Source organism: Pedobacter sp. HMWF019 (assembly GCF_003061025.1).
Taxonomy (GTDB): Bacteria; Bacteroidota; Bacteroidia; order Sphingobacteriales; family Sphingobacteriaceae; genus Pedobacter.
On record NZ_QAIL01000211.1, the window covers coordinates 1 to 17,925 of the forward strand.

The 17,925-nt window shown below is 38.8% G+C and carries 15 protein-coding genes; 9 read left to right on the top strand and 6 right to left on the bottom strand.

The features are described from left to right. The first annotated feature begins 578 nt into the window (after positions 1-578). The gene (locus tag DBR11_RS12610; RefSeq protein ID WP_108553023.1) at positions 579-2,039 is read left to right on the top strand and encodes a S41 family peptidase; all 1,461 of its coding nucleotides are present in this window, start codon (positions 579-581) and stop codon (positions 2,037-2,039) included. A gap of 68 nt (positions 2,040-2,107) precedes the next feature. On the opposite strand, the gene DBR11_RS12615 is transcribed toward DBR11_RS12610, so the two are convergent. Together DBR11_RS12615 and punC are read right to left on the bottom strand one after the other, a co-directional pair. Continuing rightward, positions 2,108-2,308 carry a hypothetical protein gene (locus tag DBR11_RS12615; protein WP_146186522.1) on the bottom strand — a complete coding sequence of 67 codons (201 nt, stop codon included), beginning with the start codon at positions 2,306-2,308 and terminating at the stop codon, positions 2,108-2,110. 249 nt (positions 2,309-2,557) lie between these two features. After that, on the bottom strand, positions 2,558-3,754 hold the full coding sequence (punC, locus tag DBR11_RS12620) for a purine nucleoside transporter PunC (RefSeq protein WP_108553025.1): 1,197 nt from the start codon (positions 3,752-3,754) through the stop codon (positions 2,558-2,560). Between the two features lie 192 nt (positions 3,755-3,946). On the opposite strand from punC, the gene DBR11_RS12630 reads away from it, so the two are divergent. The 6 genes from DBR11_RS12630 to DBR11_RS12660 all read left to right on the top strand — a co-directional run bounded on the left by DBR11_RS12630 (position 3,947) and on the right by DBR11_RS12660 (position 13,358). After that, complete coding sequence (locus tag DBR11_RS12630; RefSeq protein ID WP_108553027.1) at positions 3,947-4,723, top strand: hypothetical protein; 777 nt, start codon at positions 3,947-3,949, stop codon at positions 4,721-4,723. A gap of 483 nt (positions 4,724-5,206) precedes the next feature. Beyond that, positions 5,207-5,773, top strand: a complete 567-nt coding sequence (locus DBR11_RS12640; protein ID WP_108553029.1) for an RNA polymerase sigma factor — start codon at positions 5,207-5,209, stop codon at positions 5,771-5,773. Positions 5,774-5,849: 76 nt separating this feature from the next. Further along, positions 5,850-6,965 (top strand): FecR family protein, encoded by a 1,116-nt coding sequence (locus DBR11_RS12645; RefSeq protein WP_108553030.1) that lies wholly within the window; start codon positions 5,850-5,852, stop codon positions 6,963-6,965. Positions 6,966-7,122: 157 nt separating this feature from the next. After that, a complete protein-coding gene (locus DBR11_RS12650; RefSeq protein ID WP_158275281.1) occupies positions 7,123-10,692 on the top strand; it encodes a SusC/RagA family TonB-linked outer membrane protein in 3,570 nt (1,189 codons plus the stop codon). 10 nt (positions 10,693-10,702) lie between these two features. Beyond that, on the top strand, positions 10,703-12,163 hold the full coding sequence (locus DBR11_RS12655; RefSeq protein WP_158275282.1) for a RagB/SusD family nutrient uptake outer membrane protein: 1,461 nt from the start codon (positions 10,703-10,705) through the stop codon (positions 12,161-12,163). A gap of 10 nt (positions 12,164-12,173) precedes the next feature. Beyond that, on the top strand, positions 12,174-13,358 hold the full coding sequence (locus DBR11_RS12660) for a TlpA disulfide reductase family protein (protein WP_108553033.1): 1,185 nt from the start codon (positions 12,174-12,176) through the stop codon (positions 13,356-13,358). Positions 13,359-13,435: 77 nt separating this feature from the next. Here the strand turns inward: DBR11_RS12660 and DBR11_RS12665 are convergent, their stop codons facing one another. After that, on the bottom strand, positions 13,436-13,846 hold the full coding sequence (locus tag DBR11_RS12665) for a VOC family protein (protein WP_108553034.1): 411 nt from the start codon (positions 13,844-13,846) through the stop codon (positions 13,436-13,438). An 80-nt stretch (positions 13,847-13,926) separates the two neighbouring features. Beyond that, complete coding sequence (locus tag DBR11_RS29890; RefSeq protein ID WP_199233831.1) at positions 13,927-14,274, bottom strand: Crp/Fnr family transcriptional regulator; 348 nt, start codon at positions 14,272-14,274, stop codon at positions 13,927-13,929. Between the two features lie 315 nt (positions 14,275-14,589). On the opposite strand from DBR11_RS29890, the gene DBR11_RS12675 reads away from it, so the two are divergent. Further along, positions 14,590-15,267 carry a hypothetical protein gene (locus DBR11_RS12675; RefSeq protein WP_146186523.1) on the top strand — a complete coding sequence of 226 codons (678 nt, stop codon included), beginning with the start codon at positions 14,590-14,592 and terminating at the stop codon, positions 15,265-15,267. A 36-nt stretch (positions 15,268-15,303) separates the two neighbouring features. Continuing rightward, positions 15,304-16,164: an NAD(P)-dependent oxidoreductase gene (locus DBR11_RS12680; RefSeq protein ID WP_108553036.1), complete on the top strand. Its 861-nt coding sequence runs from the start codon at positions 15,304-15,306 to the stop codon at positions 16,162-16,164. Positions 16,165-16,228: 64 nt separating this feature from the next. Here the strand turns inward: DBR11_RS12680 and DBR11_RS12685 are convergent, their stop codons facing one another. Further along, positions 16,229-17,308, bottom strand: coding sequence for a serine hydrolase (locus DBR11_RS12685; RefSeq protein ID WP_108553037.1), 1,080 nt, complete (start codon positions 17,306-17,308; stop codon positions 16,229-16,231). Between the two features lie 74 nt (positions 17,309-17,382). Beyond that, positions 17,383-17,706, bottom strand: coding sequence for an isochorismate lyase (locus tag DBR11_RS12690; protein ID WP_108553038.1), 324 nt, complete (start codon positions 17,704-17,706; stop codon positions 17,383-17,385). Between the last annotated feature and the right edge of the window lie 219 nt (positions 17,707-17,925).

The window sequence follows — 17,925 nt, forward strand, 5'->3', positions numbered from 1 at the left end:
CTCGAATGATAAGAATGACAAAATTTTTTTTACCACCGATTTTATTGTTGTAAAAAGAGGAACACGGATGGAGAATAGTACAGATCTTAAAGTCATTACCATTAAGGAATATTATAACATGATGTATCCGGAATGAGGAATCAATAACTATTCCATTTAGGTTATTTAATAGACTTCTACCGGAGTGAATAGCATCTGGGGCATATCTGAGTGGGGTATTGTTGGGGGAAGGGTAAACTTTATCCCAACAAGACCCCATGCAGACCCCAAATTGATATAACGCAGTTCATATTAAAGTAAGGCCTGATATAGTTGATGGTCTGACTGGAACCACCCGCCCAGTTGGATGTTAACCAATGCTCACCACTGGAACAACTATAATTATCAATAGTCATTCTGTTAAGAACGATTAAATTAGAAATGTCCTGGTTTTTTATAGCCAGGACATTTTTTTTGAAGTATATAAGGCTACTACAGTTGTATTCTTTACATATTGCGAAAGCAAATACTGTTGCATTTGATTGAAAAAATAATTGCGTTATCTTAGATATTAAAATACTCAAGTCAAGCGCTTATCTATGTCTAAAATTGTACTTCTTTCTTTATTTATACTGACTGGTTTTTTAGGATATAGCCAGATGAAAAATGCAGGCTTTGAATCTATAAATACCTCATATCCTGATTCACTGCCCGGTTGGTTCTTTAAAGGAAAACCTGGATTTAAGATAAATCTTGATGATAAAATAAAATTTGAAGGAAATTTTTCATTAAAGGTATCTGCTGATAAAATTGATGCCGGACAGTTTCAGTCTTTTTCGCAAGAGATCGCAGTGGAGGGAAGCAGGGTACAGAGGAAATTAATCTCTTGCCATATAAAAACGGCTGATGTGATGGCAAAAATTGGTGTTTGGTGTCAGGTGTGGGATGAGAAAGATAAAGTGATAGGGTTTGAAAGTTTTGATACACAGAATATAGTGATTCATGGAACAACTGACTGGAAAAAATATACACTGCCCATAACCGTACTTGAAGGAGCAAAAAAAATAGTTGTGGGTGGATTCCTTATGGGGAAGGGATTGGTCTGGTTCGATGATTTTCGGCTTGAAGAGGTGCAGGTCATGAACATGCCGCCTTCTGCTGAGGTTGTAAAATATATAGATGAATTCAATGGAGTTATTAAGAAGAACTCCATTTACAAAGACTCATTGGATTGGAAAAGAATCAATAGAGATATTGCGGCACTTTCGAATGGACTTCAAACCGTAAGTGATACACGTGTGCTGACAGACTATGTGATAAGAGAACTTAGAAAAGTTGGGGATAACCACTCCTTTATTCAGAACAAAATTCAAACTCAAGTCAGTGCTACGGGGGCAAGTCCGGAAAAGCCGATATCAAAATTGCTGGAAAATGGTATTGGCTATATCATGGTACCAGGCTTTTCATCTGCACATTACCCATCGATCTTAGAATTTGCGACAGCGATCCAGAATCAAATCAAAAAACTTGATCAAGAAAACGATATTAAGGGATGGATTGTAGATTTAAGAACAAATACAGGAGGTAATATGCATCCTATGATTGCTGGCCTGGGTCCTTTGCTCAGAGAAGGCGATTTAGGCTATTTTATCAGCAGAGACAGAAATCGGGAAAAGCGCCAGCGGTGGTATTACAAGGAGGGCCGGGAAGGGACAGAAAAAGGTACAAATGTTAGGGTAAACTCTTACTACAAATTAAAAGACAACAAAAATAAGATAGCGGTTTTGATTGGTAACCGAACCTGCAGTAGTGGGGAGATGGCAGCAATTTCTTTTATCGGAGCACATAATACCAGATTGTTTGGCGAGCCAAGTGGTGGATATGTGACTTCAAACTCGATGTTCTGGCTCTCTGATGGAGCTACTTTATTGCTGGCTACCGGATTTGTAAGTGATACCAATAAGAAAATATATTGGGAAAGAATCATCCCTGATGTTATGGTCAAGTCTGACTCTGATGCAGATTTAATACTTAAGGCAGCAGAAGAATGGCTCCACTGATCTGTTAACAGACTTATGTATACACCAAAGCAACCTCGTCCCTACAGGAGAGGCTGCTTTGGTGTTATTTACATGATAAACTTATAATCGTCTATACGATCAGATTTTATAAAACGGGTCAATTTACCCTCGTAGAAATAATAGAATGAATATGGTTCGTTTTTGGGGATCATTGCTTTAGAGGTAACGCGATAAATATTTATCCCATTTTGATCGACCGACATCAATTCGGCAGAGTGGTTCGCTTGTTTGAATTCATTTTCTGACATACCAATTTTAATTGATGATTCTTGATACGACATGCTCTTGCAGCCTAAGGCTATGACTGCAATGCAGATTAAAATTACTTTTTTCATAATTGTTTATTTGTGTGTATTGAAGCGAATTCAATAATAGTGCCCTTTATTTTTTCTAAAATGTATAAGGGTCTGCAGTGTTGATTGTGGTGATTAAAAGTGTTGATTATCAGTATGTTTATTTGCGTAATTTTTTGTTTACAGAAACAATAAGATCATTCATTATTTCTTTAAGCTTAAACGATATCCTACATAAACAAAGGGAATTGTACAGATCATTACAATCGTGGTCGTTAACAAAGCCTCTTTTGAAAACAGGGAAACAATAGCGCTGGCCAAAAAACAAATTCCCAACTGAATGGTATTCTGTAGTGCTGCAGCTTTTCCAGAGTTATTAGGAAACGTCTTCATTGCTTCTGCTACAACTATAGGGTAACATGCACCATTGACCAAGGCCATTAAACAAAATGGAATCAACAGAATAGTTAATGTAGGCGTAATTAAAATGGTAATTAAGTAAAGCGATACCATACTGATGGAGTAGGCGAGAAGTAATATTGGGAGTAATTTTTTGGTTTCTACCTTACTTCCTAAGCTCCGGTATCCATATCCACCAATCAAAAATGCAATTGTTTGTGGAAAAAAACTTAATCCGATTTGATTTTCATTGTATCCGAGTTCTTTTAAAAAGAAAGGTGAACCTGTAAGCCAGGCGAAAAAAGCAGCAGAACAAAGTGCATAGATTAATACGTTGCCGATGTATTTTTTTGATTTTAAAAGTGATGTATAGGTTTTTTCTGATGTTGGATTGCTCAGCTTATCATTTTTGGTATCACTTGTTTTTTCTTCTTTGATAGTTAAGGTGTATAAAATAAGTAATACTGTGATTAGGGCTAATGCTATAAATATAGATCGCCATCCAAAATAATCGAGCAGGAAGGCTCCTGCTACGGGTGCCAGTGCGGGTGAAAGTGCTACAAGAGGCATAATGGTGGCGAATATTCTGTTTGTTTCTTCTTTTGGATATCTTTCTACAACCAATGCCTGCCAACATACAGCAGAAGCACAAACGCCTATGGCTTGTACAAGTCTTAAGAGCAATAAGACAGTTACGCTTTGCGTAAAGTATATTCCTAATGATGCAGCTGTAAAAATGCTCAATCCGATAAGTACTGTTTTGGGTTTGCCGATTTTATCGGAAATTGGCCCCCATAATAACTGTGCAATGGCATATCCGGCTAGAAATAGACTCATTGTAGCGCCGATATTACTTTTTGTGGTATTTAAAGCGATACGCATTTTATCAAATGCTGGCAGATACATATCCGTGGCCAGGAAACCGATGATGCTAAGTCCGGCTAAATAAACTAAGAAAAGGGTGTTGTTTTTTGTATGATCAGAAGTAATGTCATTTTTCATTGTGGTGCAAAGGTAGGAAAAAGGAAATACTACCTAATTGTAGGTGCCGCTGCTTTATTTCATTACCAGGTGTTAAATTTCGAATTCACATTCTATAAAATTGACAGACTTTATTATATTTATCAAATGGCTATAGAAATAGCATGGGAATTATTAGATAATCGTATTACCATCGTATAAATTAGCTGACCTATGAAAAATTATATTTTGTTATTATTTATCCTGCTGAAAATATCTGTTTATGGTCAGGATCTGAAATTGTTGGAGAGCAAGTTAAACCAGTTATCACAGCAACGGGCGAATTGGAGCCATAGTCAAGACGAAAAGTCATATGATTCGCTTGCCAGGTATAATAAAGAATTGGAAGAGCTGATTTTGAATTTCACAGCTAAGAATCCTAATACTTTACATCATCAATTTGATAAAACAAAGGTTGGAGTGGATATCGTTACTTCTGGTGATGGCCTTTTTAGAATCTATACTTGGAATACGCTGGAAGGCGGAACTATGCAATATTTTAGAAATGTTTATCAATATAGTGTTGGCGGGAAAGTGTATTCAATGATGAATCCTGTGACTGAAGGAGATAATGGATGTAGTTATTTTGAAATTAATGATCTTACAGTTGGTGGTAAACGATATTACCTGAGCAGTAGCATCAGTGTGGGGAGCAGTGCTCTATACTATTATCAGGCAAAGGTATTCTCTATTGAAAATGGAAGGTTAAATCCAAATGCCAGGCTGATTAAAACTAAAAGTGGGATTAAGAATACGCTTGGTTATGAAGTTGATCTTTCCAGCTCTTCGAATAGGGATAGAAAGGATGGGGTTGAACCTATGGATTATATAAAATTGATGTATGACCGGACAAATAAGACTATACTTATTCCGTTGATTAATGCAGACGGAAGAGTTACGACAAGCAAAATAAAGTATCAATTGAAAGGACAGTACTTCGAAAAGGTATAAGTCTAGTTGCAATGGAAAGCCTAGGTAATTTATGATAGAAAAGACATCGCTCATAATTTACGAAGAGCAGGTATTAAATGTTGGTGAAGAGACTTTTATTGACCGTACTGCCGAAAATGATAATGCCTAGGTATTTGAAATTTCTTTCTTTAAATTCTTTTTTATTGTAACTCGCGTTCTATTAATTGTAAGGCGATGCGTAAGGCTTTAATTCTACGAACCATCAATGTGTGCTGCGAAGAATTTTCTTTTAATTTGAGAATTGCTTTCTCACATTTGCTCCGTGTAGAGTCAATAGAATTTTTTGCTTCTAGAAGTTCTTCAATGGTAAAGCTTGACATAGTCTGTTATTTATTTATTCCATAAAGGTAGGAAATAAGAACCTGCAGTGAACATTTCGCAGCAGGGTGCTTGGGGAAGCGGCTATCCGAAGCTTTAAATTGCGCATAAATTTCTGTAAATTGCATCTTGGCGCACAATTAAATGGCTTTATATCGTAAATATACCGATCAGCAACTTGTTATTCTTTTACGAGGTGGAGATACTGTGGCGTTTACTGAGATCCATAGCCGTTATTATGGCCTTTTATACGCACATGCATACAAAAGGCTGCCTGTTAGGGAAGAAATAAAGGATATTTTACAGGAACTATTCATTTCCCTTTGGAACAACAGGGCTCAAAACTTTACGGGATACCTTTCGGGTTATTTGTATACATCAGTGCGCAATAGAATCCTAAATGTGTATAAACATAAAAAGATTAGGTCTGATTACATCAGCTCTTTTCAGGAATTTCTGTTACAAGCCGAACCCATTGCAGATGAAATACTCCGGGTCAAAGAACTGGAGGTTTTGATTGAACAGGAAATAGCCGCTTTGCCGGCACAGATGAGACAGGTTTTTGAACTGAGCAGGAATGCACATTTAAGTCATCAGGAAATTGCAGAAAAATTAAATATTAGTCCTCTGACTGTAAAAAAACAGGTCAGCAACTCCTTGAAAATCCTACGAGCCAAATTGGGTTCCTACTTTTATAACTTTTTTCTATAATTATTTTTAGTTCACCTACTCCCTCGGCTTTGCTGAGTTGTCTATAGCGTAATTAGGATTAAAAGCTCCACCAATTATGCCACAAAACGAAGCCGAAGAAATTTTTGAAAAATACAATGCCGGGTTAGCTACAGAAGAGGAGAAGGCCTTACTGGAAACCTGGTATTTAATCTACAAAAAGGAGGGAAACAATTTCTCTGCCAGTGAGCTTATCGAAGATCAGGACCAGAGTATAGAAAGTCTGTTGGTCGAGATCGGTAAAAGAAAACCATTACAATTATGGCCACGTGTTGCAGTGGCTGCTGCTATATTGATCGTGTGTGCTTTCAGTATATATTTATTTACCGAACATTCTGCTAAAGAAAATATCGAAATGCCGGTTTATGCCAACGATATTGCTGCCGGAAGCAATAAAGCGATCCTTACCTTATCAGATGGTTCTAAAATTTCATTAACTGATGCTGCTAATGGAAAAGTTAGTAACCTTAATGGGATTATGATTTCAAAAACCGCCGATGGGCAATTGATCTATACGATTTCCGGATCTGCCAATCCAACCGATCGTTCAAAATTAAATACCATTAGTACCCCAAGGGGTGGTCAGTGGCAGGTTCGTTTACCTGATGGTACTCAAGTCTGGCTAAATGCCGCATCAGCGATAACTTATCCGGTTTCATTTAACGGAAGTAAAGAACGGAGAGTAGAACTCAGCGGAGAGGCTTATTTCGAGGTTTCGAAAAATAAAGAAAAACCATTCATCGTAAAATCACTTCAGCAGGAAGTAAAAGTGCTTGGTACCCACTTTAATATCAATAGTTATACCAATGAAACTGCTGTAAAGACCACTTTAATGGAAGGAAAGGTCCTGATTAATGGCCGTACAGAACTCAAGCCAGGGGAACAGGCTGTTCTTTTGGGAACCACCCTAAACGTGATGAAGGCAGATACTGAATTGGCCATGGCCTGGAAGAACAATAAGTTTATGTTTGATCAGGAACGCATAGAAAATATTATGAGAATGATAGAGCGCTGGTATAATGTAGAAGTCGTATATCAGGGGCAAATTCCGGAGGATAAATTTGGAGGTTCAGTTTCCAGGTTTGACCAGGTTTCTAAAGTACTCAGCATTCTTGAACTTACAGGTAAAGTACATTTTAAAATTGAAGGAAGGAGGATTACCGTGACCAAATAGCTACAAATCAACCGGTAATGCCTTAAAAAAGACAGGCCCCGATTGCCCTCGGGACCTATCATTTGTCTGGCATTGATCAATAATTTATGTATTAACTAACCCACTTATGCCATGTCCTTGTAAAACAAAAGGCATACCGTGTAACCAAACTAAACAAATGTATAAAATTTGCACCAAAGAAATGGGGGTGCCCATGAGGTATGTCCATAAGATCCTGCTTATTATGCGCTTAACCACCGTTATATTCATAGCTACTCTAATGCAGGTCAGCGCCGCTGGATTTGCACAGAAAATTAGTCTGTCTAAAACCAACGCTCCTTTAAAATCTATTTTAAAAGAATTAAGGCTGCAAAGCGGTTATGATTTTGTATTTACAGAGCAAATGCTGCAGAATGCCAAACCTGTAGATATCAAGGTAAACCATGCAGATATTGATGAAGTACTTCAATCCATTTTCAGCAAACAGCCGCTGGATTATCATATCCGGGAAAAAACGGTCGTGATTACAGTAAAGGAGCCTTCCATTTTAAATCGCATCGTCTCTGCTTTTACCGACATCAGTGTTAGTGGAAAGGTATTGGATGAGCGCGGGCAGCCGTTATCGGATGTAACTGTTAGTATCAAGGGCATCGATAGAAAAACCAGTACGGATAAAAATGGAATATTTGTCATTAAGGCGGAAAATGCCAATGACATTTTAGTTTTCAGAAGTGTGGGGATGGAAACTGTTGAGATTGGCTTAGATAGCCGTACTTCTTTGATCATTCATTTGAAGCCTAAAGACAATGCATTGGAAGAAGTGACGATCAATACTGGTTTCCAGAAAATTAAGAAGGAGCAGATGACTGGGGCTACCGTTACTGTAAACAGTGAGGAACTCGAAAAACGGTACCAGCCAAATATCATCAATAATCTGGAAGGAAGGATTCCGGGACTGGTCAATTACAGGGGTGCGACTACTATTAGGGGGGTAAGTACGATCCAATCTTCAACTGCCCAGCTGATTGTGGTGGACGGCCTTCCTATTGAAGGGTCCATAGCAGATATCAATCCTTATGACGTGGAAAGTATTACCGTTCTGAAAGATGCTGCAGCTGCCGCTATTTACGGTATCAGAGCCGCGAATGGGGTCATTGTGATCACTACAAAAAGAGCAAAAAATAAACGTACCTCTGTAGAATTTTCAACTGATATAACCATTACTCAAAAACCAGATATTGGTTTCCAGATGCTTACACCAGATCAACAGGTTGATTTGGAAAGTAATTTCTTCAATTATCAGTATCTCACGGGAACTGCTACCACAACTAACCTGAATAAAACAGCAGCTGATATCAATAGCGGGAACTCCATAACGCCGGTTCAGTACGCTTATTACCAGCGGGCAAAGGGGCTAATCAGCCAGACTCAGCTGGAAAGTCAGCTCTCGGGGTTCAAACAAAACGATTTTAGAAAACAATTTACGGATAATGCACTCCTGAATGATATATTGCAACAATATAATTTAGCCATCCGAACCGATGGGAATAAATACCAGTCCAGCCTGGTCCTTAATTATAAAACTGATAATACAGGGATCGTTAATGCCTACAACAACCAGCTCAATATTTTTTATAAGGGTACCTATAATTTTGGCAAATGGCTGGATGTGAATTTCGGGGTAAATGGTGTAATTGGCAGATCTAAGGCAAGTAACAGTAGTTTTGCGACCAGTGGTACTAATGTCTCTCCATATTTGCAACTGTTGAATGGGGACGGTAGCAGGGCATATTATACTACGGCCGATTATAATATGTACAATACCAATCCGGCCAGCTCTCCACGGTACAGTATGTTGGCGAACCACCTCGACGAACTGGGACTTGATTCCAGGAATACCAAACAAACCAATACCAGGTACTATGTGAATGCAGTGGCGAGGATCCTTCCGGGCTTAACCTTTGCGCCGCAGTTTCAATACGAAAATATGATCACAGATGTTTCTTCTTATGCAGAACCGGAGAGTTATGTAATGCGGTATCTGAAAAGTATTTACAGCATGCCCTCTGCATCTGCTCCGGGAGGTTATACTTCTCTGCTGCCGGATAATGGTGGAAAGCTGGCTACAATTAACAGTACCGGCGACGCCTGGACAGCCAGGGGGCAGTTGAATTATCGGAAACAATTCGGAAAAAACAGTATTGATGTGATCGCAGGAACAGAATTCCGTCAAACTCGTACAAAAGGTACGGGAGGTCTATTGCTTGGCTACGATGATCAGCTCCAATCACAGTCAACGACCTCCGTTAGTTATCCAGCCTTGTTTGCTTATAATCTTTCTGCCGCCTTTAAGCCGGGTTTCAGTACCAGTAACTTATATAATACCTATTTGAACAATCCAATTGCTGTGTTACCTGAAACGACTCATCGTTTCAATTCAGGCTATGCCAATGCTACTTATACCTATGATAATAAGTATAATGCTTTTGGGTCTTACCGCATTGATTACGCAGATGTATTCGGTTTAGATAAAAAATTCAGGGGCAGTCCACTATGGTCTGCGGGTTTAGGCTGGAACCTTTCTAACGAAGCTTTTATGTCGGCTTTTGATTGGGTTAACTTCGCTAAATTAAGGGCAACCTATGGGGTAACTGGAAATGTAGCGTTGGGCGTAACCAGTCTTTTAACAGCAAATTCAACCTTGACCAATGCAGCGACAAACTTACCAGCCTCTGTGGTAACCAGTGCAGCCAATCCGGAGCTAAGATGGGAAAAAACAGCAACAACTAATCTTGGACTCGATTTCACTTTGTTCAATAACAGATTAAATGGCGCACTGGACTGGTATCGTAAAAAAGGAACAGATATTTTTTTCAGTAAAAGGATCGATGCTTCGGAAGGTTTTACCAGCCAGGTGATCAACAATGCCAGCCTGGTGAATAAAGGTATTGAACTGAGCCTGGAATACAGATGGTTAAAACCAGATAAAAGGGACGGTATAGGCTGGTCCAGTTTGTTGGTTATCAGCCACAACAATAATAGGATTACCTACGTAGATGAAGTTTCTGTATCTCCAATAGCCCTGGTGCAAGGAGGTTATAAAGTAGGGTATCCTGTCAACTCTCTCTATTCTTTTCAGTATAAAGGACTCAACAGTGTTGGCCAGCCGCAATGGCTCAAAGCAGACGGAACTTTAACCACAGTAGCCTTAACCAACAATGATCTTAGTGCAGTGGCCTATTCTGGTGGAACAGATCCGATAAATAATATCGCCCTGACCAATGAGATTTTCTATAAAGGTTTTAGTCTTAATGTACTGGCCGTATATTATGGCGGGCAATACCTTAGGGCATTGGTGCCGGATATTTACAGTGGGGTGCCTTATGCTTCAATGCCTTCATACTTACTCAATAGTTGGACACCAGCGAATACCAATACCAATATTCCTGGTTTCGGTCAGTATGCCCCAAGTGTTTATCCGGGATCATCAGCTGTACCAGCCAACCACTTACCCTATTCAGATGCTTTTGTCCGTGCTGGTGATTTCATCAAGATTAGAAGTGTAGTGCTGGGTTATCAGCTGCCACATCAATGGGCAGAGAAAATAGGGACAAAGAGTGTAAAAGTGCATTTTCAACTTAATAATCCCAAAGCGATTTGGGTGAAGAATGATGTGGGAATAGATCCTGAAACCGGAGGTGCGCCAACTTTAACTTCTTATGTATTTGGAGCTAATATTAATTTTTAAAAAAGTGAACATGAAAAAGAACCTATTTAACAGTATCTTATTGGGAAGCCTGTTGTTCCTTTTACCTGCCTGCAGCAAATTCACAGAAATTACCCCCAAAGGCAGCAACATCCTTAGCAGAGTTTCAGATCTGGATCTCATTCTGAACTTTAATTATAGCCTTAATAGTAATATTGCGCAGAATACTTTAGCGGCCACTACAACCGCAAGTACAGCATTCAACGCGGGCGATGCGGGCACGCTTGTCAATGATATTTACCCGCCATTAACTAATGTGACTAACCTGATTGCTACACATACCATTACCTTACCCTATGCTCTGACAGTCTATGATGAAACCATAGACCGAGCCAACCTTGCCAGTACTGATGCGAAATATGAAAAGATGTATTTCATTATCAATAATGTTTGTAATGTGGTATTGGCTAAAGCAGATGCTGCTACTGGTGATAGAGCAAAGGCCAACCAGCTCAAAGCAGAGGCTTATATTTTAAGGGCTTATTTTCACTACCTGCTTGTCAACTTTTATGCAAAGGCATATAATCCTGCTACAGCAGCTACCGATGGTGGAATTCCTTATGTGAAGGAAAATAACATTAATGAGGTGAACATACCGAACAAAAAAAGTACGGTTGGAGAAGTCTATGCAAATATTGTTGCAGACATTAATGCAGGATTTGCCCTGAATAGCTTACCTACAACACCCATTAACAATATGCGGGTAGGACTTGGATTTGCTTACGGTGTTCAGGCGCAGGTACTTCTTGCTATGCGTAATTACAATGGCGCTTTGGCTGCAGCTAATGCCAGTCTGGCCATCAATAGCACCATTATTGACAATAAGCTTTATGCACCACTGGGAAGTGTTCCTTTCGGTAAACCGAATGTAACTTCACCAGATAACTTATTTTATGCGGCAGAAAAAGGTACACCACTTCTTAATGGACCAAGCCTGGAACTGATGAGTTATTATGAGCCGGGCGATGTGATCAATGATTATGTAAAACCTTATTACCCTTCTGTGGCTGGTGCTTTTTCCATAACCGGGGTAACTGGAGCCAAGCTGTTTTATTTAACCACGCCTTATGCTGTAAATACAGCAGGACTTACCACTAGTGATACTTATCTGATCAAAGCAGAGTGCCTTGCCCGTACACAAAATATTCAAGGAGCTATGGATGTCATCAATGCATTCAGAAAGAAAAGAATTGTGAATAGTACAGACCTTACGGCCAGTACAGAGGCTCAGGCTATGGCACATCTGATGAAAGTATCCAGGGTAGAATTCCTGTATACCATGAAAAATTATTTCAATATTAAAAGATGGAATACTGAAGATGCCTATAAGCAAACTATTACCAGAACGGTAAATGGGGTAACGTACCGTTTGAAACCCGAATCGCCATTATGGATTTTTCCTTTTCCTCATAGTGGTACGGATTACAATCCTAACCTCACCCAAAATTATTAATTTAACTTTTATGAAAGCCAACTATATATTGCTTTTAAGCACAGGTCTTTTCTTTACCCTAAAAAGTATAGCTCAAGTTCGTGAAAACCATTCGTTTATGCTCATCGGAAAAACTATTGATGCTAGCTTGGACTCGGTTTCAGTTCAGTATATCAATGTTCAGGGAAAGATCATTCAGCAAACTGTACCTGCTTCAAACGGGAGTTTTACCATTAGCGGATTGATTGATCAGCCAACTTTTTCTTTCCTTTTGTTTAAACATAAAGGGGAATTGATTGGCAGGAGGGATGTTGAATTGAAAAGAAACGTGGCTTACCTCACGCCAGGAGAAATGACCATTTCAAAAGTGCCCGAAGCTAATGGATATGTGCAAATTCAGGGCTCCAAAACCCAGGAAGAGTGGAAAGAGCTAAGAGACAGAACACTGCCGCTTGAACGTACTATTGACTCCATTTCTAAGGCCAGCCCTGCGCAGGCACATGGGGAAGCCACTACAGAAAAAGAGGATAAGTTAGGTATCAAAATTTTACCTTATAAGCTGAAACTGGCCAGCATCAATTACGATTATTTTATACACCATGGAGATTCTTATGTAACAGCAGATCGCGTTAAATACTATACTTCTGTTTTCAGTTTGGATTCTATAAAGGCTTTATATCACAACTATACAGATGAAATAAAAGCAAGTACAGATGGCAAGCGCCTTGCTGCCGAGATCAAAAGCAGAGAAGTAGGTTTGCCCGGTGCTGTCGCCTATGCGTTTCAGGTAAAAGACAAGGATGATAAAGACTTATCGCTGGGTAGTTTCAAAGGTAAATACGTTTTGCTTGACTTCTGGGCAACCTGGTGTGTACCTTGCAGGGCAAGCATGCCGCACATGATTAATTTATATAAGAAATATAAAGACAAAAATTTCGTAATGATTGGTGTTGGGGATGACGATAAAAATGTAAAAAATTGGCTGGCCGCCATAGAGAAAGATGGAACTGGACTTTGGCCTCAGGTGCTACGTGGACTGAACAGGGAAATGTACTTGAAAGGGATTGACAATCCAAGGGATATCGGTCAGCAGTATGGCATACGTGCTCTGCCTACTAAAATATTGGTTGGACCAGATGGAGTGATTATTGGCCGTTTTGACGGACAGCATGGTTCGGATGAGGATATGGAAAAAATACTTAGGGAGAAATTGTAATGATAATATAGTGATTTCAAAAGGAGCGGGCTTTGTGCATGCTCCTTTTGAAATGATTGTTAAGGCTCAGCATTGAATTACTGTTCTGCGTGTAATCCAATTCGGTTGCCCTCGCTGTCTATAATGGTAGCTATAAATCCTGGTGGAATCTGAATTTTTGGCGAGATGATTTTTCCGCCTGCTTGTTCTACTTTGTTTATAACTGTTTGTAGGTTTGGGCTTGCATTTATGTAAATTATTGTGCCATTAGCAGAAGGAGTATTTCTTTCTGATTTTGATAAAACTCCTGTTACCCTTCCTGAAGTAGCCTGGATCACGTTTGGATCGTAAGGAAAGAAAACGCTTTCATCGGTTCCGTCAATTCGTTTAATCATTTTAATATCTAAAATGGTTTCGTAAAAGGTTTTGGCCCTGTTAATGTTGGCTACAGGAATTTCAAACCAGGTTAGAATGTTGGTTTGTTCGTCGATTTTTCTCAATTGTTGCATAGCTTGTTTTTAAAGTTTATTTTATTCTTTACAAAGTTGTGCATTGGGTATGAGTTTATCCTGTGACGATCGTCACAAAGTTATTTAAGGGTCCTTCTCTTCCTGATCCTGCTTAAGGTTTCCCTAGCTACTCCAAGAAATGGCGCCAGTTGTGTAAGAGAAACTCTTTGCAGCATTTCGGGATGATGAGCCTCTAAGTAGGCTAAGCGTTCCTGAGCGGTATACAGCTTAAATATGGTGGAGAATTCTTCTTGCTTGGAAGCGAATAAACGTATGCAGTTACGTCCTAAAGCCTCGATTTGTGGTGATTGTTTGGCCGCTTCAAATAATTTCTGCTTGTCAAAAATGACAACTTCCAGTGGCTCACAGGCGGTGATGTTAAATTTTGATTTTTCTCCGCTGCCAAAGCTGTTGATGTTTGTAGCCATGTCATTTTAAAAGAAAAAACCTGTGTTTTTAATGGTTCCATCAAGCAGATAATAGCTCTTGCAATAACCTGTCTCTATGTAAAATAAGGATTGGCAGACAGCTCCTTCTTCTAGTAGGTGTTCATTTTTACTAAATTGCTTTTTTGATAATGCAGGTTGGAGCAGGGTCCAACTTTCGTTGGAAAATTCGGTTAGGGAGTGTATGTATTTTAGTAATTTTTCCATTTGTTTAATCAAGGGCGGGTAACGTTCCCAATTTTTATGATGTAATATATTGATTCTTTCATCTATCTTGAAGCGCAAGTTAACCGACCTATGAAAAATTATATTTTGTTGTTATTTATCTTGCTAAAAATGCCTGTTTATGGTCAGAATGAGAAAGTTAACCGGATTTTGGAGCAGGAAGTCATTGCGAAAAAAATAAATGAACTGAAGCTACAATTGACTTCAAGTCCGCAGATTTTACTGGAGCCTTCGCAGAAATTGCCGCAAAAAAGTCTGGTGATCGAAGATGATAAAGGAAAGACGATTGCCTTAATGGTTCCAAAGGATATTAATTTTAAGAGAACAGGTCAGCTTAAAACTGAGCAGTTTGGTGCTATTAAAATTGGGACATTTGTTAGGAATGCTATGGTGTATGATATTGTGCATCCCAAAAAGAATTATGGATTAAAGCAACTGGCCATTTGGGTATCTACAGATCCGACAAACTTTGACTTGCTTGCCTGGAAAAAGGAGCGTCCAGGCCGATTGATTTTTAAAGAAGATCGTGACGGTGTGATTGGATATGAGCTTGATTATGATGTGGCTAAACAAAAGGCCATTATTAATTCTGTTTTTTGCCTTAAATATAAGAAGGTGGGGCAGGCGCATGTTTTTGTGTTTGCTGATGTTTATCGATCGCAATTTGGCGGAAATTATGATCCGTTGAAGGAAATGAATGAAATATTGAATTTTAATTGTTTAATGTTGGATAACATTAAAATTCAGTAAATATGTCCGGGTATTTATGATGATATTTGCATAGACATGAGAATATTAGTGACTGGCTCATCCGGCAAATTAGGTCGTATTACGGTTGGACTATTAAGAGATTTTGGCCATGAGGTTATTGGGGCAGATCTTGACTATGGTGCTACAACAGATCTTATTGCCGATGTAAAGAATAAAGATCTGGTGCTTGAAATTACCCGAGGCATGGATGCAATTATACATACTGCAGCTTTGCATGGCAGGCATATGGATTTGAGGTATGCGAGGGAAGATTTTGTGAATACGAATATCAATGGGACTTTGAATCTTCTGGATGCATGTGTGGCTAATGGGGTAGGCAAGTTTTTGTTCACAAGTACTACATCTATTTACGGGAAGTCTTTGGTAAATGATCATCAAGCCGTTTGGGTAGACGAAAATTTAGCAATACAGCCAAGAGATATTTATGATATCACTAAGCAGACATGTGAAGAATTGTGCCGGGAGTTTTTTGAAAAGGAGCATATGCAGGCGACGGTGTACCGTGTCGGTCGTTTTCTTCCGGAACCAGATAATTTGATGTTGAATCATCGGCTTTATCGTGGTCTTGATGAACGGGATGGAGCCGAGGCTTTAAGATTAGCTTTGGATTTTAATTTTGGGCAATTTGAGGTTTTTAATGTTTCCAGCGGATCACCATTTCATCAAAAAGACTTGATTGAACTAAAGCATAATGCGGCAGCTGTGATTGCGAAATATTACCCGGCAGCTATTGCTTTATATCAGCGCAATGACTGGAAACTACCTGAAAGTATAGATAGGGTGTATCGATCTGATAAAGCTAAAGATATGTTACACTATCAGCCTAAATATACTTTCGAATATCTTTTAAAAGAATATATAGCTGGCCAGGTTTAGTTATACATCTTTAACCTCAAAGAGGTATTCAATGGCCGTTGCGATACCATCGGATAACTTTGTTTTAGGGGTTCTCTGAACTATAATTAGGTAAGATGTATTTGGCTAAGATTTCAAAAGCCTGTTTTCCTTTATAAGATCCGTAATTTTTTTGGGTGAAAACGACAATGAGGTTTAGCCGTTGGTCTATGACAATAAATTGCCCGCCGTTACCTGATGCAAAGAGCAGATCTTCCTCTAAATCTTGCGTTTTTATTTTTTCCCTGTACCAGTAAAAACCATAATAAGTGGGTTGTGGTGTAGCAACTTTACTTCTGCTGGATTTCATATTGGAGAAGTCTGGAATGGCAATGTCACAACGGGTAGACTGGTTGATCCATTTTTTTGAAACGATCTGCTTGCCGCCCCAAAGTCCTTTATCCTTAACCAACTGACCAATTTTGATCATGTCCAGGGATCTGATGAAGAATGATCCGGCAGTCATCCCATTTCCACTGGGATCTATAGTCCATTTATAACGAGTAATCGCAAGTGGCCTGAATAAATATTTATCTGCAAAATCCTGAACAGACATATGGCTAGCTTTGCAGATTACACCACCTAAAATCATTGGATCGATAGAGGTATAGGACCATACTTCACCCGGCTTGTTTTTCATTGGGAGTGCTAATGCGTATTTAACCCAATCCTTGCTTAAACTCATTTCCTCTTCACAATCTTTAGTTCCGTTAAATTCCTCACAATCGACTCCTGATTTCATTTCTAGCAGGTTTTTAATGGTCATGAGTTTTTTAGAAGGATCGGTTTTTAAGAATGGATATTCCGGGAAAAAAGCATAGATTTTCTGATCCACATCTTTAATAAAACCTTTGTCAATGGCGATTCCAATTAGCAAACTGGTAACCGACTTAAAGGATGAGCGGGAGTCGTTTAGAGAATCCGGGCCAACGCCATCAAAATATTGTTCATAGACCACTTGATTGTTCTTTGCAATAAGCAGGCTGCGAATGCCTGCATAATGATGTTTTGTAATGGAATCGGTCATTTGACGCAGTAGTGAATCTGCTGTGTGATGTTGATTTTGTGCAAAGCCGTTAAAACTGCCAATCAAGAATAATATGCAAGCGAAGAAGTTAATTTTCATCAATATATATGTTTAAAGGTTATGAAGCTATCATGTGCTACACATGATGGTTTCATATGTCAAGACACTTTCGGTTAAGCCTTTGCTTTCCAATGTTTGAGTTCTTCAGCAATGAAATGATGAACCAGATCGGTATATAATTTTTCAATAACATCCGGATCAAGACTTTGCATTTCCGCCCATTTCCTTCTTTCTAAAAGCATTGCAGCAAATCTTTCCGGTGCTTTTACAGATGTTTCGCTGGTTTTGAATTTAGAAGCTGTTTGTACATATTGGTAGCGTTTGCCGATCAGGGAGATGATTTGTTGATCTATAGTGTCTATTTCCTGGCGGATGTCTGTCATGTTTTCACAGGCTTCTGGTTGTTTTATATTGTGTTCAATTGCTTTTTCTGACATGGTTTTTTAAAATAGAAGATGAATGTTGGGAGAATTTAATAAATTAAAGGATTATAAAACGCTGATAACAAAGAATGAAGAAAATAATATTTAAATTTTGGATAATCAATTTTTTGATAAGTATTGCGCTATTTTTTATTTATAGAGTTGTTATTGCCGAAACAAAGCCAACTGACGGAGGTTTCTTTGAAACAGTTTTGTACATTTTAGATATACTAT